Below are 23,243 nucleotides of genomic sequence, written 5' to 3' on the forward strand. Positions count from 1 at the left end.
CCCCGCCTTCGAGCGGGGCGTCCTGCGTTGGACGATAGGGTATTGGCTGTGAGGCCTCCGATGAGCTAGGCTGAAGACATTCAAACAAGTGTTTAAATGTCACGGAGCCACCCACCATGCTGACCCTGATCCTGCTGCTGCTGGCCGTTGCCGGCCTGCTCATCGTGATGCGCCGGGAGGCCGGCGCCCTGCCTGCCCTCGGCGTCACCGGCCTGCTCGGCCTCGTCGGCCTGGCCACCGGCGCCGCGGTGATCGGCGTGCTGCTGCTGGTCGCCACCGCGGCGATCGCCGCCTGCGGCCTGCCGGCGCTGCGCCGCCGCTGGCTGACGCCGAGGCTGTTCGCCATGTTCAAGCGCGTGGCGCCGAAGGTCTCGGCCACCGAGCGCACCGCACTCGAGGCCGGCAGCGTGGCCTGGGACGGCGAGCTGTTCACCGGCCGCCCCGACTGGCAGCGGCTGCTCGACTATCGCGACGACGGCCTGTCCGACGCCGAACGCGCCTTCCTCGATCACCAGTGCGGCGTGGCCGCCGGCATGTGCAACGACTGGGACATCGCCCGCGAGCGCGCCGACCTGCCCCAGGAGCTGTGGGACTACCTCAAGCGCGAGCGCTTCTTCGGCATGATCATCCCGCAGCAATACGGCGGCCTCGGCTTCTCCGCCAAGGCCCAGTCGATGGTGCTGCAGAAGCTCTCGGTCAACGAGACGCTGATGGTCACCGTCGGCGTGCCGAACTCCCTCGGCCCGGGCGAGCTGCTGCTCAAGTACGGCACCGAGGAGCAGAAGAACCACTACCTGCCGCGGCTGGCCGACGGCCGCGAGATTCCCTGCTTCGGCCTGACCGGCCCCCGCGCCGGCAGTGACGCCACCTCGCTGCCCGACATCGGCACCGTGGTGCGCCGCGAGATCGACGGCGAGACGGTGCTGGGCCTCGAGCTGACCTTCGAGAAGCGCTGGATCACCCTGGCGCCGATCGCCAGCGTGGTCGGCCTGGCCTTCCGCCTGTTCGACCCCGACCACCTGCTCGGCGAGGAGGAAGACCGCGGCATCACCCTGGCGCTGGTGCCCCGCGACACCGAGGGCATGCAGATCGGCCGCCGCCACCATCCCATCGGCAGCCCCTTCCTCAACGGCCCGATCAAGGGCGAGAACGTCTTCGTGCCGCTGTCCACCATCATCGGCGGCGAGGCCATGATCGGCCAGGGCTGGCGCATGCTGGTCGAGTGCCTGTCGGTGGGTCGCTGCATCACCCTGCCCTCCGGCGCCACCGGCACCGCCCGCTACGCCCTGGGCTGGAGCGGCGGCTTCGCCCGCATCCGCCGCCAGTTCAACGTCCCGGTGGCCGAGATGGAAGGCGTCCAGGAGCCGCTGGCCCGCATGGCGGCGCTCGGCTACATCGCCCAGGCCGCGGTCTACCAGACCGCCAACACCATCGACCACGGCGAGAAGCCGGCGGTGCCCTCGGCGATCCTAAAGAGCCAGCTCACCGAGTTCCAGCGCGTGATCCTGGCCGACGCCATGGACATCCACGGCGGCAAGGCGGTGACCCTCGGGCCGCGCAACTACCTCGGCATCGGCTACAGCGCCAACCCGGTGGCGATCACCGTCGAGGGCGCCAACATCATGACCCGCAACCTGATGATCTTCGGCCAGGGGGCGATCCGCTGCCATCCCTACGTGCTGGAGGAGCTGGCCGCCAAGGACGCCGACGACGTGGGCGCCTTCGACAAGGCCTTCTTCGGCCACGCCGGCCTGATCCTCGGCAACGCCGCCCGCGCCCTGACCCAGGGTCTCGGCATCGGCCAGCGGAGCGTCCCCTTCGACGACGTCGCCGCCCCCTACGCCAAGGAGATCGCGCGGCTCTCCGCCGGCTTCTCGCTGACCGCCGACGCCGCCATGGCCAGCCTCGGCTCGAAGCTCAAGCAGCGCGAGATGCTCTCCGCGCGCCTCGGCGACGTGCTGTCCAACCTCTATCTGGCCAGCCTGATGCTCAAGCAGTGGCAGGAAGGCGAGAAGGTCGAGCAGGAGGACGCCCTGCTCCACTACGCCGCCCGCTTCCTGCTGGGCCGCGCCGAGCAGGCCTTCGATGAGCTGTTCGACAACCTGCCGAACCGCGCCCTGGGCCGCATGCTGCGCATCGTGGTGATGCCCCGCGGCCGCCGCTGGTCGCGCCCGACCGACGACCTGACGCGCACCATCGCCCAGGCCGTGACCCGCGACAGCGCCCTGCGCCGGCACCTGCTGACCAACACCTGGGACGCCGACGACGGTCCCCAGGACAACCCGCTGGCCCGCTACAACGCCCTGCTGGCCACCCAGGAGCGCGCCGAGGCGCTGTATCGCACCGTCGGCAAGGCCCACGCCAAGGGCGAGATCCCGGCCGAGGCCCTGCACCCCGAGCAGAAGGTCGATGCCGCCCTCGCCGCCGGCCTGATCAGCGAGGAGGATGCCACCTTCATGCGCCAGCGCGAGGCCGAGGTGCTGGACATGCTCACCGTCGACGACTTCGACTACGACGCCTTCGTCACCGACAAGAGCAAGGTGCTGCGCCACCATCCGGCCTGACGGCTCCCCGTTCGTCCACGACCACGCCCCGGCCTTCGCCGGGGCGTCTTTCTTGCCACCCCGGCAAGGGCCGGTCACGGCCGCTACGGCGGCCAGACGATCAGGATCAGCGGGATCGCCACCGCCATCACGGCCAGCGACAGCGGCAGGCCCAGCCGCCAGTAGTCGCCGAAGCGATAGCCGCCGGGGCCCATCACCAGGGTGTTGGACTGATGCCCGATCGGCGTCAGGAAGGCGCAGGAGGCACTGACCGCCACCGCCATCAGGAAGGGATCCACCGAGGCCTCGAAGCCCGCGGCCAGGCTCGCCGCGATGGGCGCCATCAACAGCGCCGCGGCGGCGTTGTTGATCACGTTGGACAGCAGCAGGCCGAGCGCGAACAGCCCGGAAAGCGTCAGCGCCACCGGCCAGTCGCCGCCCAGCGCCAGCAGCGTCTCGGCGATCAACGCCGCCCCGCCGCTGGTCTCCAGCGCCTGGCCCACCGGGATCATCGCGCCGAGCAGCACGATCACCGGCCCGTCGATGGCCTGGTAGGCCTCGCGCAGGGTCAGCACGCCGGCCAGCAGCGACGCCAGGGCCGCGCCGCTCAGCGCCACCGCGGCGGGCAGCCAGTCGAGCATCATCGCCACGATCGCCGCGGCGAAGATCGCCACCGACAGCAGCAGCCGACGCGGCTGGCCCAGGGCCAGGTCACGGCTGGCCAGCGGCAGGCAGCCCAGCGTCGTCAGGCTCTCGCCGATGTCGCCCTCCCCGCCCTGCAGCAGCAGCACGTCGCCGGCGCGAAAGCGGATGTCCCGCAGCCGCTGCCGGAGCCGACCGCCGTCCCGGGCCACCGCCACCAGATGCAGGCCGAACTGGTTGAGCAGGCGCAGCTGGCCGACCGTGCGCCCCTGCATCATCGAATCGTTGCGCACCACGGCCTCCACCAGCTGCAGGCCCGCGGTGTCGGTCGCGGGCCTGCCGCGCTTCCCGCCTTTCTCGTCCTGCTCATCCTCGCCGGCACCCCCTTCCTCGCCATCCCGATCGGCGTGCCCGGTCTTTTCGGCGACCTCGGTTTCCTGCTCGGCCTCCTGCTTCGCCTCGGCACCCACCGCCAGCCCGGCCTTGTCCTCGAGCAGCGCCATCTCCTCGGGACCGGCCTCCACCAGCAGGATGTCGTGGGCCTGCAGCGCACCGAAGAAGGTATGCCCGGGATGGCGCCGCTCGGCTCGCACCACCGCCAGCACCGGGATCGGCTCCTCGACGGCCTGGTGAAGGTCGCGCAGCGACCAGCCCACCGCCTTGCCGCCCTCCGGCACGCGCAGCTCGACCAGGTAGTGGGCGGTGTCGAACATCGCGTCCATCGACGCCTGGCCGGCCCGCTGGGGCACCAGATAGCGGCCGGCCAGCACGATCACAACGAGCCCCGCCAGCGCCACGCTGGCGCCGACGGGGAAGAAGTCGAACATGCCGAAGCCCTCGCCGGTCAGCGTGCGGCGGTAGGCGGAGATGATGATGTTGGGTGGCGTGCCGATCAGGGTGGTCAGCCCGCCGAGCAGCGAGCCGAAGGCCAGCGGCATCAGCAGCAGCGACGGCGGGCTGTCGTGCTCCCGAGCCAGACGCAGCGCCACCGGCAGCATCAGCGCCAGGGCGCCGACGTTGTTCATGATGCCGGAGAGCACCAGCACGGTCCCGGACAGCACCAGGGTCTGCAGCATGATCCGGTCGCCGACCCGCAGTGCCTGCTCGGCGATCAGGTCGACCAGCCCCGAACGCTCGAAGCCGCGGCTGAGCACCAGCACCGCGGCCACGGTGATCACCGCCGGATGGCCGAAGCCGGCGAAGGCGCCCTCGGCGGGCACCAGACCCAGTCCCACCGCGGCCAGCAGCGCCGCCAGCGCCACCAGGTCGTAGCGGAAGCGGCCCCAGACGAAGGTCGCCAGGGTCGCGCCGAGCAGGAGAAACACCTGGGTGCTGTCGGCCATGACGGCTCACCTCCCTGTGCTGGAACAGGCGCGTCGAGGCTCGCAACGCGCTGTCTTCAGCATCGTCGCTCGCGCGTCATCCCTCCAGTGAGGCTGCCATCAACGCGGCATCAGGCGTGAGACGGGCCCACCGGTGGCTCGGGAAACGGCAGCGGGCCGTCGCCGCGGCGCACCTCGAAGACGTTGAGGGTCATGGCCACGAAGGCGTAGTAGCCGAAGACCCCGACCAGCTCGACCACCGCCGGCTCGCCGAAGGCCGCCACCGCCTCGGCATAGAGCGCCTCGTCGACGCGCCGGGTGGTGTAGAGCGTCTTGCCGAGGCGATAGACCAGCGCCTCATCGTCACGCGCGAAGGCGGGCTCGCGGCCCGCCTGGAGGGCCTCGATCACCGCCTCGTCGACCCCGGCGTCGCGGGCGATGGGCGCGTGGATCTGCCACTCGGCCTGGGACTGCCACCAGGCCGCGGTGAAGAGGATCGCGAGCTCCGTGAGCCGCGGCTCGAGCCGAGTGCCATAGCGACAGAAGGCGCCGAGGCGCTGGGCATGGTCGGCCAGTTCCGGGCTGTGGATCCAGGCCAGGAAGGGGCCGTCCAGGTTGCCCCGGGGGCCGCTCAGGATGGCGTCCAACACGCGGCGCTGCTCGGGGGCCATGGTGGCCTCGTCGAGGGGAGAGAGGCGGGAGTCGATCGACATCGGGCGAGGCTCCGTTACGAGTGGGTGAGGACGCGCGCCAGGGCGGCGTCGAGCTTGTCGACGATCTCGTCGAGCTGGCCGTCCTCGAGGATGAAGGGCGGCGCCAGCAGGATATGGTCCCCCCGGCGGCCGTCCAGGGTCCCGCCCATCGGGTAGCACATCAGCCCCTCGTCCATGGCGGCGCGCTTGACCGCCGCGTGCAGCTTGCGCTCGGGGTCGAACGGGGTCTTGGTGTCGCGCGCCGCGACCAGCTCGAGGCCGCGGAAGAGCCCCCGGCCGCGGATGTCGCCGACGTGGGGATGGTCGCCGAAGCGGTCCTCGAGGCGCCGCTGGAGACCGTCGCCCAATTGCCGCACGCGGGGCAGCAGGTCGCGGGACTCGATGGCACGCTGAACGGCCAGGGCCGCGGCGCAGGCGGTGGCGTGGCCGATGTAGGTATGGCCGTGCTGGAAGAAGCCCGAGCCCTCGGCGATGGCCGAGCGGATGCGCTCGCCGACCAGGGTCGCGCCGATCGGCTGATAGCCGGCGCCCAGCCCCTTGGCGATGGTCACCAGGTCCGGCGCCACGCCCTCCTGCTCGGCGGCGAACAGGCTGCCGGTGCGGCCCATGCCGCACATCACCTCGTCGAGGATCAAGAGGATGCCGTGGCGATCGCAGATCTCGCGCACGCGCTTGAAATAGCCCGGCACGGCGGGCACCGCGCCGAGCGTCGCGCCGACCACCGGCTCGGCGACGAAGGCCATCACGTTCTCCGGCCCCAGGCGCTGGATCTCGCCCTCGAGCTCCTGGGCCAGCCGCTCGCCGTAGGCCTCCGGCGTCTCGCCCGCAGCCTGGTCACGATAGGCGTAGCAGGGGCTGACGTGGCTCACCTCGACCAGCAGCGGCTCGAACTGGCGCCGACGCCAGGCGTTGCCACCGGTGGCGAGCGCCCCGAGGGTGTTGCCGTGGTAGCTCTGGCGCCGGGCGATCAGGTGCCGGCGCTGGGGCTCGCCGCGCTCGATGAAGTACTGGCGCGCCAGCTTCAGGGCCGCCTCCACCGCCTCGGAGCCACCGGAGACGAAGTAGACCGAGGAGAGGCCGGCCGGCGCCCGCTCGACCAGGAAGTCGGCCAGTGCCTCCATCGGCTCGGTGGTGAAGAAGGAGCTGTGGGCGTAGGCCAGCTGGCCGACCTGCTCGCGCACGGCATCGATCACCTCGGCGTCGCTGTGCCCCAGGCAGGAGACCGCGGCACCGCCGCAGGCGTCCAGGTAGCGGCGCCCCTCGGCGTCGATCAGATAGGCGCCGTCGCCGCCGACGGCGGTGGGATAGGAGTGAGACAGGTGACGATGGAAGACGTGGCTCATGCGACCCTCCCCGGGCCATATTGCAAACACATTTGCTATTTTGGTTAAACGCAAAGATATTTGCAACAAGTGCCGTCACCACCCTGACGCCGGGTGCCGCGGCCGCTACAATGCCCTGCCCTACTTCGCCGCGATCGGAGCCCACGCCCCTCATGACCGCCACCTCGCCTTCCCGCCCGGATGCACGCCTCGAGACGCTCGACGACCTCGAGCGCCTGCTCGCCGACCTCGAGGCGGGCGACGCCGCGCTGCGCCTGGGCCGGCGCTCGCGGCAGGTGCTCTCGGCGCTGGTCGGCATGCCCCAGCAGGCCGCGATGTCGTCAATCAGCGATCTGGCGTCGCGCCTCGGCGTCAGCCCCTCGACGCTGTCGCGGCTGGCCCAGCGCCTCGGCTTCGAGGGCTTCGCCGGCCTCCAGGCGGTGTTCCGCCGTCACGTCACCGAGGGCCGGCACTTCTACAGCGACCAGGTCTCGCGGCTGCTGGAGGGCGAACAGGACGACGACGCCCTCGGCCGGCTGGCCCGGCTGGGCCGCCAGGAGAGCGCCAACCTCGGCGAGCTGGTGGCGGGGATGGACGGGGAGGCCTTCGGCCGCGCCGCGCGGCGGCTGGTGGCTGCCCGGCGGGTGAGGATCCACGGCCGCCGCCAGTTCGCCTCGCTGGCCTCGTTCATGGCCTACGGGCTCGGCATGCTGCGCCCCGACGCGGCCACCCTGGACGCCGCCGGCCACGGCATCGCGGACGCCCTGGCCCAGCTCGACGACAACGACGCGCTGGTGGTGATGAGCGCCTTCCCCTATACGCCCAGCGTGCTGACCGCCGCCCGGGTGGCGGCCCGCCAGGGCGTGCCGGTGATCGCGCTGACCGATGCCGCCGGCTCGCCGCTCGCTCGCGCCGCCGACGAGCGCTTCACGGTGCCCAATCACAGCCTGTTCTTCAGCAACGGCATGTGCGCCTTCATGCTGCTGGCCGAGGGGCTCTTGAGCGAGGCGGCGAGCCTGCTGGGCGAGGACGGGCTGGCCTCGCTGGAGCGCCGCGAGCGGATGATCGACGAGCTCGGCGACGCGCTGTAGCGGACGCTCTCCCAGAACGACGACGGCCCCGCGTCCGGAGAGACGCGGGGCCGTCGGCAGAGGCGCCAACGCCTAGGGGATCAGCACGGTCGAGCCGGTGGTCTTGCGGCTCGCCAGCGCCTGCTGGGCCTGGGCCGCCTCGGCGAGCGGATAGCGCTGGCCGATGTCGATCACGACCTCGCCGCTTTCGATCCGCGCGAACAGGTCGGCGGCCATGGCCTCGAGGCGCTCGCGGGTATCGGCATAGCCGTTGAGGCTGGGGCGGGTCACGAACAGCGAGCCCTTCTGGTTGAGGATGCCGACGTTGACGCCCTCCACGGCGCCCGAGGCGTTGCCGAAGCTGACCATCAGGCCGCGCTTCTTCAGGCAGTCCAGCGAGGTCTCCCAGGTGTCCTTGCCCACCGAGTCGTAGACCACGTCGCACATGGCGCCGCCGGTCAGCTCGCGGACCCGCTCGACCACGTCCTCGCGGGTGTAGTCGATGGTCGCCCAGGCGCCGTTCTTCTCGGCCAGCGCCGCCTTCTCCGGCGAGCTCACCGTGCCGATCAGCTTCACCCCCAGCGCCTTGGCCCACTGGCAGGCGATGGAGCCGACCCCGCCGGCCGCGGCGTGCCACAGGATGGTCTCGCCGCCCTGGAGCGGGTAGGTCTGTCGCAGCAGGTACTGCACGGTGAGGCCCTTGAGCATGGCCGCCGCCGCGGTCTCGGCATCGATGCCCTCGGGCAGCACCACCACCTTGTCGGCCGGCAGCACGTGCTGTTCCGCGTAGGCCCCCAGCGGGCCCTGGGCATAGGCCACCCGGTCACCCACGGCCAGGTGGGTGACGCCCTCGCCCACGGCCTCGACGATACCCGCGGCCTCGGTGCCGAGCCCCGACGGCAGCGACGGCGCCGGATACAACCCGGTGCGGAAATAGATGTCGATGAAGTTCAGGCCCACCGCCTGATGGCGGACCCGCACCTCGCCGGGCTTCGGCTCGGCAGGCGTGTCGTCGACGAACTCGAGGACCTCGGGACCGCCGGTGCGGGCAAACTGGATGCGCTTGGCCATGTTGGATATCCTGAATCCGCTAATGAATGGTCGTCCAGTCAAACGCTCCCTCAGTGCCCGGTCAAGCACCCCGGCCTCCGACAAGGCTTGACAGCCATGGAAGGCTCGGCGAAGAATGCCAAACTGTATACAGAAACATCATCAAAGTGACGACATAAAGGATTCCAACATGAAGGCTATCCAAGCGACCTGGCTGCTCGCCGCCACGGCCCTGGCCACCACCCTGGCCGCCTCTCCCGCCATGGCGCAGGACGACGACAGCTGTCAGCTGACCATCGAGGGCAACGACCAGATGCAGTTCAACCAGGACGCCATGAGCGTGCCGGCCGGCTGCGATGAGGTCACCGTGACGCTGGAGCACACCGGCCAGATGCAGGCCAGCGTGATGGGCCACAACTGGGTGCTCAGCGAGACATCCGACGTTCAGGACGTGGCCCAGGCCGGCATGAGCACCAGCCTCGAGAGCGACTACCTGCCGGCGGACGACGACCGCGTGCTGGCCGCCACCGACGTCATCGGCGGCGGCGAGAGCACCAGCGTCACCTTCTCCACCGAAGGCCTGGCCGGTCGCGACCTGACCTTCTTCTGCTCCTTCCCGGGCCACTCCAGCATCATGAAGGGCACCTTCACCGTCGAAGGCTGATCCCGGCGCGCGCCGCCAGGCGGCGCGCCTCCCGCCTCAGTGCCGCGCCGACAGCGTCGCGGGGAAGTTCTCCAGGCCGTTCACGAAGCGCTGCTTGTAGTCGTCGAACTGCGCCCGGTCGCGCTTGAACGACTGCACCACGCCCTGCTCGTCCACCGTCAGCGTGCGCGGCAGGTCATCGAGACCGGTGGCCGGATGGCGCTTCGACAGCCCGATGCGGACCCCGGCCTTGCCGCTGAACCAGCGCTCGATGCCGGCCTCGCGGAAGCGGGTCTCCTGCACCTCGTCGGTGGCGTCCACGCGCAGCGGCGCGCGCATCGCCAGCTCGCCCACCAGCTTCATGGCCGGCGCCTTCACCGTCTCGGTGTCGAGATCCGCCAGCTGCATGACGGTCATGCCCTCACCGGATTCATCCAGCGCCAGCAGCGCCAGCGCCAGCGGCTTGCCCTGATCGTCGGCCAGCGCCAGCAGACGCGCGGCCTCCTGCGGAAACAGCACGCCCGTCACCCCGGCGAAGGTCACCAGCGGCGCGATGCCGGCGTCCTGGCCATAGGCCTCGGCGCACAGCCGCGCCAGACAGGCCTCACGCTGGGCCGCGTTCTTGATATGCACCACTTTCATCGCTACCGGCTCTCCTTCATGGCTGCCTTCGATGCCCGGCCCGACCGAGCCTGAAAGCGCGCAGCCTAGCACAGTCGCCACGTCGCGTCCGCGGCACCCCCGACCTCGCCTATCGGACAAGACGCCACGGTCGCCGACTGTTTATGCTGGGGCGGTTCCCGACCGGAGTCCGCCATGCCCATCGCCACGCCGCCGCTGTCGTTTCCCCGCCTGATCGCCCATCGCGGCCTCTCCGCCCGCGCCCCCGAGAACACCCTGACGGCGGTGCGCGCGGCCCATGCGGCCGGCATCGACTGGGTCGAGCTCGACGTGCAGCGGCTCGGCGACGGCACGCCGGTGATCTGGCACGACCGCGACGTGTCGCGTTGCTCGGACGGTCGCGGCCGGCTGGCGGCCATGGACCAGGCCGCGGCCCGACGGCTGGACACGGGCGCCTGGTTCGCCCCCGCCTTCGCCGGCGAGCGGATGGCCACCCTCGACGCGATGCTCGCGCTGCTCGCCGAACTCGGCATGGGCGTGAATCTGGAGCTCAAGGTCAACCGCGGCCACGATCCGGTGGCGCTGGCCGAGGCCGCGGTGCCGGCGGTGATGGAGGCACTGCCCTACGAGCGGCGGCTGGTGTCGTCCTTCGACGAGCGGGCGCTGAGGGTCGGTCGCGCGCTGGCCGGCCCCGAGCGGCTGGCCCTGGGGGCACTGTTCGACCGCGTGCCCCGGGACTGGCAGGACCGCGCCGAGGCGGTGCAGGCCGTCAGCGTGCACGCCAACTGGAAGCCGCTGAGGGCGGAGCGGGCCCGGGCCATCAAGGCCGCCGGCCATGCGCTGGTCTGCTACACCGCCAACGACCCGCTCGCCTTCGCCCCGCGCTGGGACTGGGGCGTCGACGCGGTGATCAGCGACGACCCCACGCGCTTCGACACGGCCTCCTGAACGGCTTGTCGGCGGCCCGGTATCGGGGCGCCGGCACGATCATCCCCGGCGACGATGGGAGGCCAGCAGCGACGTCAGCTCGGCGAAGTCGTCGCTTTCCCGCTGCTCCGCGGCGATCTGGCGCTGCTCCTCGATGAGCTCGCGCAGCACCTGGTCGGTGGTCAGGGGGTTGGCCAGCACCACCCGGAACACGGTGATGGCCTGGCCGCCGTAGGGCTCGGGCGTCAGCCGGGTACGCGACACGAAGGCCCTGCCCCGCTCGCGCTGGATCTTCTGGATGGCCTGGGTCATGCGGTTCAGGAGATCGTTGATCCGCTGACGCAGCGCCTCGTCGGCCTCGCCCAGCAGCGCCTGAACCTCGGGCGGCGCCCAGCGATAGGTGAGGATGTTGAGCTCCGGCTCGGTGACCAGCTCGAAGTCGTCGAGCGCCGTGATCCGGTCGGCGAAGCGCCGCGCCAGCTGGATGCCGTTGTCGATCAGCATCGCATAGCCCTGACGCCCGATGATCTTCAGGGCCGACTGCACCAGCATCGCCATGCCGGGCCGGGAGCCTTCCAGGGTGGTGCTGCCGAGATCCCGGGAGCCCTGCCGAATGATGTACTGGGCATGATGCTCGATGCTGCCGAGGGCGGACGGCTCGCGGAACAGCACCATGCCCGCCCCCATGGGCACATAGAGCTGCTTGTGGGCGTCGATGGTGACCGAGTCGGCCCGCTCGATGCCGGCGAGACGCGGCCGGTAGCGCTCCGAGAACAGCGTCGGGCCGCCCCAGGCGGCATCCACGTGGAAGTGGATGCCATGCTCTGCGGCGATATCGGCCAGGCCGTCCAGCGGATCGATGTTGCCGGTCTCGGTCGTGCCGGCGATGCCGACCAGGGCAAACGGCCGTATCCGCTGCCGCTGGAGCCGCTTCAGGGTGGCGACCAGCGCCTCGGGCCGGATGCGGTTGTACCCGTCCGTCTCGACGGCCACCATCTGGTCCCGCCCGATCCCCAGGACATCGGCCGCCTTGGACAGCGAGTAATGGCCCCGCTCGGAGACCAGCACCGCCGCGCCCTCGCACTCATAGTGCCGCATGGCGCTGAACACGCCGCCGCGGCCGATGCCCGGGAAGTCGCCATCCGGGCCGAAGGCCCGGTTCCGCGCGGCCCACAGCGCGGTGATATTGGCCACGGTGCCGCCGGAGCAGAAGGCGCCGAGGCGACGCTCGCTGTGGTGCAGCCAGCGGTCGTAGAAATCATCGGACTGCCCGTAGATCAGACGATGCAGCATGCCCAGCACCTGACGCTCCAGCGGCGTGAAGGCCTTGGAGGTTTCGGTCTTCACCAGGTTCTGGTTGAGCGCGATCATGATCTTCGACAGCGGGATCATGAAGTACGGCAGTGCCGACGTCATGTGGCCGACGAAGCTGGGCGAGGCGGTATGCACCGACTGCGAGACCACCTTGTCGAGCAGGAACTGGGTCTGCTCCGAGACGAAGGCCGGCGCTTCCGGGATCCTGGCATCGCTGAAGTCCTGCTCGATGATGGCCAGGTCGTTCTCTTCCGCGACGATGTGCTCCCCGAGGAAGCCGGAGAGATTCGTCGAGATGTCCCTGTCCAGGCGGTTCAGCGTCGATCCCGGCGCCTCGGGGACGGTGAAGATCCTGAGCAGGTTTTCCCAGCTGCTCTCGGCGACCTTTGATTGCTTGCCCATGGAACCCTGTTGTCTCTGGAGGATGAAAACGCCGCGAGGGCCGCTGATTACCGATGCGCGCGATGGTAGCCGAGGCCTCGGCCCTTCGCCAGCGCCTCGATGGTGGCCGGATCGAGATGTTCCTCCAGGGTATCGGCCAGCCGGTCGAGCTGGCGCTCCCGGTGGGCGGCCAGATCCACCGCCGCGCCCTCGCCGGCAAGCCCCAGCATGGCCAGCAGCGCGGCGGCCGCCGGCGCCTCGTCGAACAGGCCGTGCAGGTAGGTACCCATGACCTGGCCGTCCTCGCTCACCGCACCGTCCGGGCGGCCGTCCAGGTCGAGCAGCGGCCGCGCCAGTGCCGGGCCCTCGCTGACCCCGTTGTGGATCTCGTAGCCGCGCACCGGCGTGACCTCCCCGGCCGGAGCGTCAAGGAGGGTGCCGGCGACGTTGCGCAGCTGCTTGCCGGCCACCATGCGGGTGCGCATCGAAAGAAGCCCCAGCCCCGGCACGCTGCCGGCCTCGCCCTCGAGGCCGTCCGGGTCGTCGATGGCCTCGCCGAGCATCTGGAAGCCGCCGCAGATGCCGAGCACCCGGCCGCCGTAGCGCAGGTGGCGGCGGATCGCCGGCTCCCAGCCCTCGCGACGCAGCCAGGCCAGGTCGCTGGCGGTGCTCTTGCTGCCGGGCAGCAGGATGACGTCGGCGGGCGGCATGGCCCGGCCCGGGCCGACCAGCGTCAGCTCGACCCGCGGATGCAGGCGCAGCGCGTCGAGATCGGTGTGGTTGCTGATCCGCGGCAGCGCCGGCACCACCACGCGCAGCCCCGGCGCCTCGGCGGCGCTCTCGGTGAGGCCGAGGCCGTCCTCGGCGTCCAGCAGCAGGCCGTTCAGGTGCGGCAGCACGCCGGTCACCGGCTTGCCGGTGCGCTCGGTGAGCCAGTCCAGCCCCGGCTCGAGCAGCGCGATGTCGCCGCGGAAGCGATTGATCAGAAGCCCGGTGGTGCGCGCGCGCTCGGACGCACTCAGCAGCTCCAGGGTGCCCACCAGCTGGGCGAAGACGCCGCCGCGGTCGATGTCGGCCACCAGCCACACCGGGCAGTCCACCGCCTCGGCGAAGCCCATGTTGGCGATGTCGTTCTTGCGCAGGTTGACCTCGGCCGGGCTGCCCGCGCCCTCGGCGATCACCAGATCGAAGCGGCTCGTCAGCCGCTCCCAGGCCGCCAGCACGGTCACCCGGGCCTGGCGCTTGAAGGCGTGGTAATCCAGCGCGTCCATGTGGCCGTGGACCCGGCCGTCGAGGATCACCTGGGCGCCGCGGTCGGTCTCGGGCTTGAGCAGCACCGGGTTCATGTCGGCATGGGGGGCGAGGCCGCAGGCCACCGCCTGCAGCGCCGTGGAACGGCCGATCTCGCCGCCCTCCGGCGTCACGGCGCTGTTCAGCGCCATGTTCTGGGGCTTGAAGGGCGCCACCGACACGCCGCGCCGCGCCAGCAGACGGCACAGCCCCGCCACCACCGTGCTCTTGCCGGCGTCCGAGGTGGTGCCCTGGATCATCAGCGCCTTCATCGCTCGCCCTCCCGCGCCGAGAGCGCCTCGAACAGCGCCGGGGCATCGGCCGCCTCGCCCCAGCCGTTGCCGTGCACCCGCTCGCTCAGCGGCAGGCGCTGGCGCCAGCCGGCGCGGGCCAGCTCGGGGCGGTCGAGGAACTCGTCGACGTAGCCCAGGCACAGGTAGGCGAGCGGGTAGACGTTCTCCGGCAGGCCCAGCACCCCGGCCAGATCAAACTGATCGAGGATGCTGACCCAGCCCACGCCGATGCCCTCGGCCCGGGCCGCCAGCCACAGGTTCTGGACCGCCAGGCAGGTGCTGAACAGGTCCATCTCGACGATGCTCTGGCGGCCCAGCACGTGCTCGCCGCCGCGGCTGCGGTCGCAGGTGATGCACAGATTGAGCGGGCTCTCGAGGATGCCCTCCAGCTTGAGGCGGCGATACAGCGCGCCACGCTCGCCGGTGTGGGCCTCGGCCGCCCTGGCGTTCTCGCGCTCGAAGATGGCGTGCACCCGCTCGCGCACCGCGCGGTCGTCGATCAGCAGGAAGTCCCAGGGCTGCATGAAGCCCACCGAGGGCGCGTGGTGGGCGGCCTCGAGCAGCCGTGCCAGCACCTCGGGCGGAATCGGGTCCGGGCGGAACTGGGCGCGCACGTCGCGGCGCTCGAAGATGGCCCGGTAGAGGCCCTCGCGCTGCGCCTCGGGGAAGGCGTGGTCGGGTCGCCCGGTCGGGTCTGCCATGCGGCGGTCTCCTGGAAATCGTGGTGATGGGATGGCGCGGCCTCGGCGAACGATGAGCTTTCCCGGCGCCAAGCCGTCGCGAGGGCGCTGTGAACCCATCCCTGGGCGCTAACTTTTGCCCTGCGGCGCTCTTGCATCCTGCTCCGCTTGCAGGTCCGGTGTTGGCCATCCATGGCCAACCCGTTCGGCGGAATCCGCCTCACCCATGGCAAAAACCCCTCGCGCCGTCTCGTCCCCGGCGCTCATCCGGCGACAACAGAGTCGAGACGACTACAGCTCGACGCCTTTTTGCGCCTTGATGCCCTGATCCTTGAAGGCATGCTTGACCACCTTCATCTCGGTCACGGTGTCGGCCAGCTCGATCAGCGCCTCGGGGGCGTGACGGCCGGTGACCACGGCGTGCTGCATGGCCGGGCGCCCCTGGAGGTCGTCGAGCACCCGGTCGAGCTCTAGGTAGCCGTGGCGCAGGGCGATATTGAGCTCGTCGAACAGCACCAGGGCATAGTCCGGGTCGGCCAGCATGCGACTGGCCTCGGCCCAGGCCGCCTCGGCGGCACGCACGTCGCGCTCGCGATCCTGGGTGTCCCAGGTGTAGCCCTCGCCCATGACGTGGTAGTCCACGCCCGGCAGCGAGCGGTAGAAGGCCTCCTCGCCGGTCTGGAACTTGCCCTTGATGAACTGCACCACGCCGACCTTCATGCCGTGGCCCAGGGCGCGTGCGACCATGCCGAAGCCGGAGCTGCTCTTGCCCTTGCCGGGGCCGGTGAGCACCAGCAGCACGCCCTGCTCCTTGTCGGCGGCGGCGATCCGCTCGTTCATGATCTTCTGCTTGTGGGCCATGCGCACCGCATGGCGCTCGGGGTCGACGTGCTTCATCGGGATCTCCAGCGATCGAGGGAATAACGTGGTGGTTCTCATGCCATACCGGGGACAAGTCGCAGCGGAGCTCCTACGCCAGGGATGGCGTCGGGAGCTACAAGGATGTATTTATCGCGTCTCCGCGCAGGCTTGTCCCCGGTATCCATCATTCGAGCAGCGGCTGACGCGCCAGCAGATAGACGTCCATGATCCAGCCATGGCGCTCACGCAGCGCGGCGCGGCGCTCGACGATGGCGGGGCCGACCTCGGCCAGCGGTCCGTCGATCAGGCACTGCTTGTCCATGCCGAGATAGGCGCCCCACCAGATATGCAGGCCCTCCGGGGCCAGCGACTGGAAGGCGCCGCCGGCGTCCAGCATCACCGCCACGCTGGCGGCGTCGCCCGGCCAGCCGCGCTCGCGCAGGCGCCGCCCGGTGGTGATCTGCACCGGCTCGGCCAGGGCGTTCAAGGGGATGCGATGCTCGGCGGTCAGCACCTGCAGGCTGGTGATGCCCGGCACCACCTCGACCTCGAGCGCCATGCCGTTCTCTTTCTCAGGCCCTGCCCCCTTGAGGCGCGCGGCGATGCGCAGGCTGCTGTCGTAGAGCGAGGGATCGCCCCAGATCAGCATCGCGACCCGGCCGCTCCCGGGCAGGTGATGCGTCATTTGCTCGCGCCAGGTCTCGGCGATCGCCGCGTGCCAGTCGTCCACCGCGCCCAGGTAGTCGTCGCGGCCGTCGCGACGCGGCAGGTCGAACTCCACCACCCGCGATTGTGCGGCCTCGTCGAGCAGTTGGCGGCACAGCAGACGACGCAGGTCGACCAGGTCCGAGCGGGCCTCGCCCTTGCGCGGCAGCAGGATCAGCTCGGCCTCGCGCAGCGCGCGCACGCCGGCCAGGGTGATGTGATCGGGGTTGCCGGTGCCGGTGCCGATCAGCGACAGATGGATCATGCGCCGCCCTCTCGTGCCGCGCGTTCTTCCTCAAAGGCGCCGCCCTCGGCGAAGGGCGAGTCCGCCGACTGCGGCCGGAAGCGGCGGTCGTAGCCGATGGCGTAGAGGCAGCTGTCGTCGAAGTCCTCGCTGGCCAGCGCCGGGCCGACCAGGATCAGGGCGGTGCGGTTCATGGCCGGGTCGAGGCGCGCGGCGATGGTGTCGAGCCGCCCGCGGATCACCTTCTGGTCGGGCCAGCTGGCGCGCCAGACGATGGCCACCGGGCAGTCGTCGCCGTAGCGGGGTGCGAGCTCCGCTACCACCTGCTTCAGGTTATGGATGGACAGGTGGATCGCCAGCGTCGTGCCGGTGCGGGCGAAGTTGGCCAGGGTCTCGCCGTCCGGCATGGCGCTGGCGCGACCCGGGGTGCGAGTCAGCACCACCGACTGCGCCACGCCCGGCAGCGTCAGCTCCTGGCCGAGGGTGGCGGCGGCCGCGGCGAAGGCCGGCACCCCGGGCGTGATGGCGTAGGGAATGCCCAGCGCGCGCAGCCGACGCAGCTGCTCGCCCATGGCCGACCACACCGACGGGTCGCCGGAGTGCAGCCGGGCCACGTCCTGACCCGCCGCGTGGGCCGCGGCGATCTCGTCGATGATCTCGTCGAGGGACAGCGGCGCGGTATTGATGATCCGGGCGTCCGCCGGGCAGTGGTCGAGGATCGCCTCGGGCACCAGCGAGCCGGCGTAGAGGCACACCGGACTGGCGGCGATCAGGTCGCGCCCGCGCAGGGTCAAGAGGTCCGGCGCGCCGGGGCCGGCACCGATGAAGTGAACGGTCATGCAATATCTCCTGCCGGGGTGTCGGTTGTCATCGCGGCGATGGCCATCGCGGCGGTGGCGCGGCGGTCCGCGGAGACCAGCCGCGGGCCGAGCAGCGTCGCGCCCGGCCCGGCCGCCAGTATCGCCACGGCCTCGGCGACGCTGCCGGTGCCTCGGACCCGGCGGCTGCGCGGGGAATGCGTCAGCGTCTCGGCCGAGGCCAGCGCCTCGTCGGGCACGGCGAGCGTCTCGAGGCCCCGCGCCTCGCCCAGGGCCTGCACGATTGGCCGCATGCTGTCGGCCGCCGCCAGCCGGTCGGCCGGGCCATGGCGCGACTCGAGCCGCTCCAGTGCCTCGGTGAGCGAGGCGAGCGTGGCCGAGCGGCGAAAGCCGAAGCCCGCGATTCTCATCGCTTTGCTCTTCAGGGCGCCCTGCCCCGCGCCTTGCTCTTCATGGCGCCCGACCCCGCGCCTCATGGCACCCTGCCCCGCACCGCTCATTTCACGACTCGCCACTGCACGATGGGATAGGCGGCCTTCCAGCCGCGGCGTCTGCCGAGGGCGGTCGCCGCCGACAGCTCCAGGCGCACCAGCTCGCCGCCGAGTTCGCGCTGGCGCTGGGCCAGCAGCGCCTCGGATTCGAGCGTCACCGCGTTGGCCACCAGCCGCGTGCCCACCGGCAGGCGCGGCCACAGCGCGTCGAGCAGCGACTCGCAGAGCCCGCCGCCGATGAAGACCGCATCCGGCGGCGGCGCGTCGGCAAGCGACGCCTCCAGCAGCGCCGCGGCGTCGCCCTCGATGACCTCCAGCCAGTCGACGCCGAGTTCCCGGGCGTTGCGGCGGGCGCGCTCGGCCCGCTCGGCATCGCGCTCGAGGCCCAGGGCGCGGTTGTCCGGATGGGCCAGCAGCCACTCGATGGCCACCGAGCCGGAACCGGTGCCGATGTCCCACAGCCGCTCGCCCGGCATCGGGGCCAGGGCGGCGAGCGTGGCGGCGCGCACCGCCGGCTTGGTGATCTGGCCGTCGTGTGAAAACCAGCCATCCGGCCGCCCGGGCGTCAGCGGCAGCACCGGCCCGTCGCCGGCAACCTCGAGCCCCACCGCCACCGGATGAGCGATGTCGTCCGGCAGCGCGGCATCGGCACGCAGGCAGCGCACGCGCTCTCGATCGCCGCCCAGGGCCTCCAGCATGTGAAGTTGGCTGGCGCCGAAGCCGACGCGCCCGAGCCAGTCGGCCAGCGCCGCCACCGCCGCACCGTCGCGCAGCAGCACCAGCAGCCGGCGGCCGCGATGCAGGTGCGGGCGCAGGCGCGTCAGCGGCCGGGCGTGCAGGCCGAGACAGGTCACCCTCTCCAGCGACCAGCCGAGCCGTGAGGCCGCCAGGCTGAAGGTCGAGGGCGACGGCAGCGAGCGCCATTCGCCCGGCGCGAGATGCCGCGCCAGGGTGGCGCCGGCGCCGAGCCAGAAGGGGTCGCCGGAGGCCAGCATCACCGTGCGCCGCCCGCGCTCGGACAGCAGTCCGGGGATGCCGTCGGCGAAGGGCACCGGCCACTCGCGCACCTCGGCGGCGAGCGGCGGCAGCAGGCGCAGGTGGCGCCGGGCGCCGAACACCACCTCGGCGGCCTGAAGCGCCTCGCGGCTTGCCGGCGTGAGCCCGGCCGTGCCACTCTCGCCCCAGCCCACCACCGTCAGCCAGGGAGCGTCGTCCGCGTCAGTCATCATGAAGGTCCTGATCCTGGGAGGTACCACCGAGGCCGGCGCCCTGGCCCGCGCGCTCGCCGAGCGCGAGATCCCCGCGCTGTTCAGCTACGCCGGCCGCGTCGCCGCGCCGAAACCCCAGCCGCTGCCGACCCGGGTCGGCGGCTTCGGCGGCGCGGACGGGCTGGCCGCCTTTCTCGTGGCGCAGCGCATCACCCACCTGGTCGATGCCACCCATCCCTTCGCCGAGCAGATGAGCCGCCATGCCGTCGCCGCGGCCGAGCGAACGGGCACCGCGCTGATCGCCCTGACCCGGCCGCCGTGGGAGCCGCAGGAAAGTGACCGCTGGCAGCGCGTCGCGAGCATCGAGGCGGCGGTGGCGGCGCTCGCCGGCCCGCCCGAGCGGGTGCTGCTGGCGATCGGCCGCCTGCACCTGGCGGCCTTCGCCGCCCGGCCCGAGCACCACTACGTGCTGCGGCTGGTCGACCTGCCCGAGGAGGCGCCGCCGCTGCCGCGCCATACCCTGACCGTCGACCGCGGCCCCTTCACCCGGGAGGGCGACCTGGCCCTGATGCGCGAGCACGGCGTCGAGCGCCTGGTGTGCAAGAACGCCGGCGGCGCGGGGGCGGCGGCCAAGCTCGAGGCCGCTCGGGCGCTTCAGCTGCCGGTGATCATGATCGACCGCCCGGCGCTGCCGCCCCGCCGCGAGGCCCATGGCCCCGATGCGGTGCTGGACTGGCTGGGTCATCGATCCACCTCGGATGACGGCACCGACCGCGGCGTATAGACCCACTCGCCCGCCTCGTCGCTGGCGGCCGGAATGCGCCGCGTCTGGCTCGAGCCCACCATCACCAGGGTGCGCATGTCGGCCATCTCGGGGGTCGCCTCGCCGAGGGTGACGACCCGCAGGCGCTCCTCGGGCGTGGAGACCGCGCGGGCGAACATGATCGGGCGATCCAGGCCGCAGGCCTCGCGCAGCACGCCCAGGGCGCGGGCGAAGCCCTCCGGCCGCGAGCGGGAGCGCGGGTTGTAGAAGGCCATGGCGAAGTCGGCCTCGGCGGCCAGCCGCAGGCGCTTCTCGATCAGCGCCCAGGGCTTGAGGTTGTCGGAGAGGTTGATGCAGCAGAAGTCGTGGCCCAGGGGCGCGCCGAGGCGCGCGCTGGCGGCGAGCATCGCCGAGACCCCCGGCAGCACCTGGATATCCAGCGCCCGCCAGGCCGGCTGGCCCGCCTCCAGCGCCTCGAACACCGCCGCGCCCATGGCGAACACGCCGGGGTCGCCCGAGGACACGACCGCCACCCGGCGGCCGTCGGCGGCCATCTCGAGGGCCTGCTCGGCGCGGCGGATCTCCTCGCGGTTGTCCGAGCCGTGGCGGGTCAGCCCCGGGCGCGGCGCGACCCGCTCGACGTAGGGCACGTAGCCCACCACGTCGGTGGCCTCGGCAAGTACGCCCGACGCCTCCGGGGTGATCAACGCCTCGCTCCCGGGACCCAGGCCAATGATCTTCAGCCATCCCTGATCGCTCATGGCCGCCTCCCGTTGCCGTGGATCACCAGGATCGAGAAATAGGGCACGCTCTCGCCGACCTCGGCCAGCGGCACCACCCGCTGCCGGCCCATGGAGGCGTACTCGATCAGCCAGGCCTCGTCTTCGCGGCCGGCGCTTGCCAGCGCACGGCGCAGCTTGTCGAGGTGACGGCCGATCTTCATCACCACCAGGGCGTCGGTGCGCGCGATGCGCTCGGCCAGCCGCTCCTCGGGCTGGGTCGCGGTCAGCACCGTCAGCACGTCGTCGCCCCAGGTGATGGGCCGCCCCGTGGCCGTCCAGGCGGCGGACATGCCGGTGATGCCGGGCACCACTTCCACGGCCACCCTGCCCTGCAAACGGGTATAAAGGTGCATGAAGGAGCCATAGAAGAAGGGGTCGCCCTCGCACAGCACCGCCACGTCGTGGCCCGCCCCGGCGATCTCGGCGAGCTGGGCCACCTGGCGTTCGTAGAAGGCCGCCAGCCACGCGTTGTAGCGCGGATCGTCGAAGGGGATCTCGGTGGTGACCGGATACTCCATGGCAAGCTCCACGGCGCCGGGCGCCAGCATGCCCTCGACGATGGTGCGAGCGTGGCCGGTGCGGCCCTTCTTGCGGAAGTAGGCGACGTGGCTGGCGCCGCGGATCAGCCGGTCGGCGCGCACGCTCATCAGGTCCTGGCTGCCGGGGCCGAGGCCGATGCCGTGAATCGTGCCGGGGGGCGTGCTGGAAGGCGTCTCTGGCATCGTCATTCGCTGCGATCCGCCATGGCGTTGATGGCGGCCACCGTCACCGCGCTGCCGCCGAGCCGGCCTTCGACGATGGCGCAGGGCGCCGCCCCGCTCTCCCACAGCGCCTGCTTGGACTCCGCCGCGCCGACGAAGCCCACCGGGCAGCCGACGATCGCCGCCGGGCGCGGGCAGTCCGGGTCCTCGAGCATGTTGAGCAGGTGGAACAGCGCGGTCGGCGCGTTGCCGATCGCCACCACCGCGCCCTCGAGCTGGGGGCGCCACAGCTCCAGCGCCGCCGCCGAGCGGGTATTGCCCATCTCGCGCGCCAGCCCCGGCACCCGCTCGTCGTGCAGGGTGCAGATCACGGCGTTGTCCCCCGGCAGGCGCTTGCGGGTGATGCCCTCGGCGACCATGCGCGCATCGCACAGGATCGGCGCGCCGGCCTCCAGCGCCGCCCGGGCACGGGCCACGGCCTCGTCGCGGAAGTGGACGTGGGGCGCCAGCGCCACCAGGCCGGCGGCGTGAATCATGCGCACGGCGACCGGCTCCTCCTCGGGCGAGAAGCGTGAAAGCTCGGCCTCGCGCCGTATGATGGCGAAGGACTCCCGGTAGATCGCCGGTCCGTCGGTTTCATAGACGTAAGGCATCGCGTGTCTCCCAATATTCGATAGCGTCGGATTCGCCGAGGCCGGTCGCGACCGGCGTGTCGTCGGCGCGTCCGCCCAGGATCAGGTCATAGCGGCCGTCGCGCCCCGTCAGGCAGACCTCGGCCGGGCCGCTGCGGGCGCAGCCCTTGGCGCAGCCGGAAACATGCAGCCGGCCCGCGGCTGATTCGCCCGGGCCCTCGCCGCGCCGCTCGGCCAGCGCCTGAGCCAGGCCTTGGGTCGCCACGCTGGCCTGGGCACAGAACGGCGCGCCGGGGCAGGCGTCCATGGCCAGGCGCGGGTCGCGCGGGTCATGGATCAGGCCGGCGTCCGGCGCGCTTTCTTGTGTATTCAGAGTCGAATTCGCGTGCTCGCCTTCCAGCAGCAGGCGCCGCCAGGGCGTCACGCGAATGTCGGTGATGTCGTCATGGAGGACAGCACGCAGCGCCGAGGCCGTCGCCCGGCCGAAGGGCAGCCCCACCACCCGGCCGGCGGGATGCGGCCCGGGCGTCAGGATCGGCGTGTCGCCGGACGACTCGGCCCGCGCGGCCGTCGCCGCCGCCCAGGCCGGCAGCGGCGCGGCGAGGCGACGCATCCGCCCGGCCGCGAGGCCGCCCGCGTCGACGAACCAGTGCGCCAGTCGCGTCATCAGCGCGACCGCGGCCTCGACGTCGGCGACGGGCGTGCCGAGCTCGCGCCCGTCGGCCCGCACCAGCAGGCCGCCCTCGCGCGAGCGCTCCAGGCGCAGGTCGGCGGGCACGTCGCGCAGCACCGGCGCCGGGCCGGCGTCCAGCGCCAGGCCCCACTTGTCCGGCAGCGCCGGCCAGTCGGCCAGTCGTCGCTCCAGCAGGCGCGCCGCCTCGTGCGTCGCGTCGCCCTCTCGCCAGTCCGGGGCCAGCAGCAGCGCCGGGCGGCGCTCGCCCTCGGCGTCCGGGGCCGCCAGGCCGTGCTCGACCAGAAACGCCATCAGCTCGGGCCAGCCGGCCTCGCTCACGCCGCGCAGCTGCAGGTTGGCGCGACGGGTCAGTTCGATCAGGCCGCTGCCCCAGGTCTCGGCGGCCTCGCACAGCGACAGCATCCGGGCCCGGGTGAGCCGACCCAGCGGCGGGCGCACCCGCACCAGCAGGCCGTCGCCGGTGGCCATGGGCCGCCAGGCGCCGGGGCACCAGCCGCGAACCCGTGGCGAGGCGCTCAAACTCGTCTCCGTCA

General features: G+C 71.8%; 22 protein-coding genes. 5 read left to right on the plus strand and 17 right to left on the minus strand.

Features of this window, described 5'->3' with window-relative positions:
* Positions 1-116: 116 nt before the first annotated feature.
* Positions 117-2,564, plus strand: coding sequence for an acyl-CoA dehydrogenase (locus FIU88_RS12290; protein ID WP_152479431.1), 2,448 nt, complete (start codon positions 117-119; stop codon positions 2,562-2,564).
* 83 nt (positions 2,565-2,647) lie between these two features.
* Here FIU88_RS12290 and FIU88_RS12295 read toward each other — a convergent pair whose 3' ends face one another.
* From FIU88_RS12295 to FIU88_RS12305, 3 genes are all read right to left on the minus strand, one after another.
* A complete protein-coding gene (locus tag FIU88_RS12295; protein WP_152479432.1) occupies positions 2,648-4,528 on the minus strand; it encodes an SLC13 family permease in 1,881 nt (626 codons plus the stop codon).
* A gap of 110 nt (positions 4,529-4,638) precedes the next feature.
* Positions 4,639-5,220 carry a carboxymuconolactone decarboxylase family protein gene (locus FIU88_RS12300; RefSeq protein WP_152479433.1) on the minus strand — a complete coding sequence of 194 codons (582 nt, stop codon included), beginning with the start codon at positions 5,218-5,220 and terminating at the stop codon, positions 4,639-4,641.
* A 14-nt stretch (positions 5,221-5,234) separates the two neighbouring features.
* The gene (locus FIU88_RS12305) at positions 5,235-6,563 is read right to left on the minus strand and encodes an aspartate aminotransferase family protein (protein ID WP_152479434.1); all 1,329 of its coding nucleotides are present in this window, start codon (positions 6,561-6,563) and stop codon (positions 5,235-5,237) included.
* A gap of 152 nt (positions 6,564-6,715) precedes the next feature.
* Here FIU88_RS12305 and FIU88_RS12310 point away from each other — a divergent pair, with 152 nt between their 5' ends.
* Positions 6,716-7,633 (plus strand): MurR/RpiR family transcriptional regulator, encoded by a 918-nt coding sequence (locus tag FIU88_RS12310; RefSeq protein ID WP_152479435.1) that lies wholly within the window; start codon positions 6,716-6,718, stop codon positions 7,631-7,633.
* A gap of 72 nt (positions 7,634-7,705) precedes the next feature.
* Here the strand turns inward: FIU88_RS12310 and FIU88_RS12315 are convergent, their stop codons facing one another.
* Positions 7,706-8,683 (minus strand): NADPH:quinone reductase, encoded by a 978-nt coding sequence (locus tag FIU88_RS12315; protein ID WP_152479436.1) that lies wholly within the window; start codon positions 8,681-8,683, stop codon positions 7,706-7,708.
* 169 nt (positions 8,684-8,852) lie between these two features.
* Between FIU88_RS12315 and azu the strand changes: the two genes are divergently transcribed.
* Entirely contained in the window at positions 8,853-9,326 is a 474-nt protein-coding gene (azu, locus tag FIU88_RS12320; RefSeq protein WP_016854505.1) for an azurin, read from the plus strand.
* 36 nt (positions 9,327-9,362) lie between these two features.
* On the opposite strand, the gene FIU88_RS12325 is transcribed toward azu, so the two are convergent.
* Positions 9,363-9,947: a hypothetical protein gene (locus FIU88_RS12325; RefSeq protein ID WP_152479437.1), complete on the minus strand. Its 585-nt coding sequence runs from the start codon at positions 9,945-9,947 to the stop codon at positions 9,363-9,365.
* 174 nt (positions 9,948-10,121) lie between these two features.
* Here FIU88_RS12325 and FIU88_RS12330 point away from each other — a divergent pair, with 174 nt between their 5' ends.
* Positions 10,122-10,874, plus strand: a complete 753-nt coding sequence (locus FIU88_RS12330; RefSeq protein ID WP_152479438.1) for a glycerophosphodiester phosphodiesterase family protein — start codon at positions 10,122-10,124, stop codon at positions 10,872-10,874.
* Between the two features lie 39 nt (positions 10,875-10,913).
* On the opposite strand, the gene panP is transcribed toward FIU88_RS12330, so the two are convergent.
* The 8 genes from panP to cbiE form a co-directional block, all read right to left on the minus strand.
* The gene (panP, locus tag FIU88_RS12335; protein ID WP_152479439.1) at positions 10,914-12,569 is read right to left on the minus strand and encodes a pyridoxal-dependent aspartate 1-decarboxylase PanP; all 1,656 of its coding nucleotides are present in this window, start codon (positions 12,567-12,569) and stop codon (positions 10,914-10,916) included.
* A 47-nt stretch (positions 12,570-12,616) separates the two neighbouring features.
* The gene (locus FIU88_RS12340; RefSeq protein WP_152479440.1) at positions 12,617-14,110 is read right to left on the minus strand and encodes a cobyric acid synthase; all 1,494 of its coding nucleotides are present in this window, start codon (positions 14,108-14,110) and stop codon (positions 12,617-12,619) included.
* Positions 14,107-14,832 carry a 5,6-dimethylbenzimidazole synthase gene (gene bluB, locus FIU88_RS12345; protein ID WP_152479441.1) on the minus strand — a complete coding sequence of 242 codons (726 nt, stop codon included), beginning with the start codon at positions 14,830-14,832 and terminating at the stop codon, positions 14,107-14,109. Before bluB ends, FIU88_RS12340 begins: the two co-directional genes overlap by 4 nt.
* A gap of 270 nt (positions 14,833-15,102) precedes the next feature.
* On the minus strand, positions 15,103-15,708 hold the full coding sequence (cobO, locus tag FIU88_RS12350) for a cob(I)yrinic acid a,c-diamide adenosyltransferase (RefSeq protein WP_046079842.1): 606 nt from the start codon (positions 15,706-15,708) through the stop codon (positions 15,103-15,105).
* Positions 15,709-15,856: 148 nt separating this feature from the next.
* Positions 15,857-16,642: a precorrin-6A synthase (deacetylating) gene (gene cobF / locus FIU88_RS12355; protein WP_152479442.1), complete on the minus strand. Its 786-nt coding sequence runs from the start codon at positions 16,640-16,642 to the stop codon at positions 15,857-15,859.
* Positions 16,639-17,460, minus strand: coding sequence for a precorrin-4 C(11)-methyltransferase (gene cobM / locus FIU88_RS12360; RefSeq protein WP_152479443.1), 822 nt, complete (start codon positions 17,458-17,460; stop codon positions 16,639-16,641). Before cobM ends, cobF begins: the two co-directional genes overlap by 4 nt.
* The gene (locus FIU88_RS12365) at positions 17,457-17,849 is read right to left on the minus strand and encodes a cobalamin biosynthesis protein (RefSeq protein WP_172977717.1); all 393 of its coding nucleotides are present in this window, start codon (positions 17,847-17,849) and stop codon (positions 17,457-17,459) included. The genes cobM and FIU88_RS12365 overlap by 4 nt, the downstream gene beginning before the upstream one ends.
* A gap of 86 nt (positions 17,850-17,935) precedes the next feature.
* Positions 17,936-19,159, minus strand: coding sequence for a precorrin-6y C5,15-methyltransferase (decarboxylating) subunit CbiE (cbiE, locus tag FIU88_RS12370; protein WP_152479445.1), 1,224 nt, complete (start codon positions 19,157-19,159; stop codon positions 17,936-17,938).
* On the opposite strand from cbiE, the gene FIU88_RS12375 reads away from it, so the two are divergent.
* Complete coding sequence (locus FIU88_RS12375; RefSeq protein WP_172977718.1) at positions 19,158-19,922, plus strand: cobalt-precorrin-6A reductase; 765 nt, start codon at positions 19,158-19,160, stop codon at positions 19,920-19,922. The genes cbiE and FIU88_RS12375 overlap by 2 nt on opposite strands.
* On the opposite strand, the gene cobJ is transcribed toward FIU88_RS12375, so the two are convergent.
* Genes cobJ through FIU88_RS12395 form a run of 4 tightly spaced genes read right to left on the minus strand, consistent with a single transcriptional unit; the run spans position 19,880 to position 23,229 of the window.
* Complete coding sequence (gene cobJ / locus FIU88_RS12380) at positions 19,880-20,662, minus strand: precorrin-3B C(17)-methyltransferase (protein ID WP_152479446.1); 783 nt, start codon at positions 20,660-20,662, stop codon at positions 19,880-19,882. The two genes, FIU88_RS12375 and cobJ, sit on opposite strands and share 43 nt — an antisense overlap.
* Positions 20,659-21,411 (minus strand): precorrin-2 C(20)-methyltransferase, encoded by a 753-nt coding sequence (cobI, locus tag FIU88_RS12385; RefSeq protein ID WP_172977719.1) that lies wholly within the window; start codon positions 21,409-21,411, stop codon positions 20,659-20,661. The genes cobJ and cobI overlap by 4 nt, the downstream gene beginning before the upstream one ends.
* Complete coding sequence (locus tag FIU88_RS12390; RefSeq protein ID WP_152479447.1) at positions 21,408-22,037, minus strand: precorrin-8X methylmutase; 630 nt, start codon at positions 22,035-22,037, stop codon at positions 21,408-21,410. Before FIU88_RS12390 ends, cobI begins: the two co-directional genes overlap by 4 nt.
* Positions 22,021-23,229, minus strand: coding sequence for a cobalamin biosynthesis protein CobG (locus tag FIU88_RS12395; protein WP_253742546.1), 1,209 nt, complete (start codon positions 23,227-23,229; stop codon positions 22,021-22,023). The genes FIU88_RS12390 and FIU88_RS12395 overlap by 17 nt, the downstream gene beginning before the upstream one ends.
* Positions 23,230-23,243: the final 14 nt, after the last annotated feature.

The sequence above is a fragment of the Halomonas sp. THAF12 genome, from assembly GCF_009363675.1.
Lineage (GTDB): Bacteria > Pseudomonadota > Gammaproteobacteria > Pseudomonadales > Halomonadaceae > Halomonas > Halomonas smyrnensis.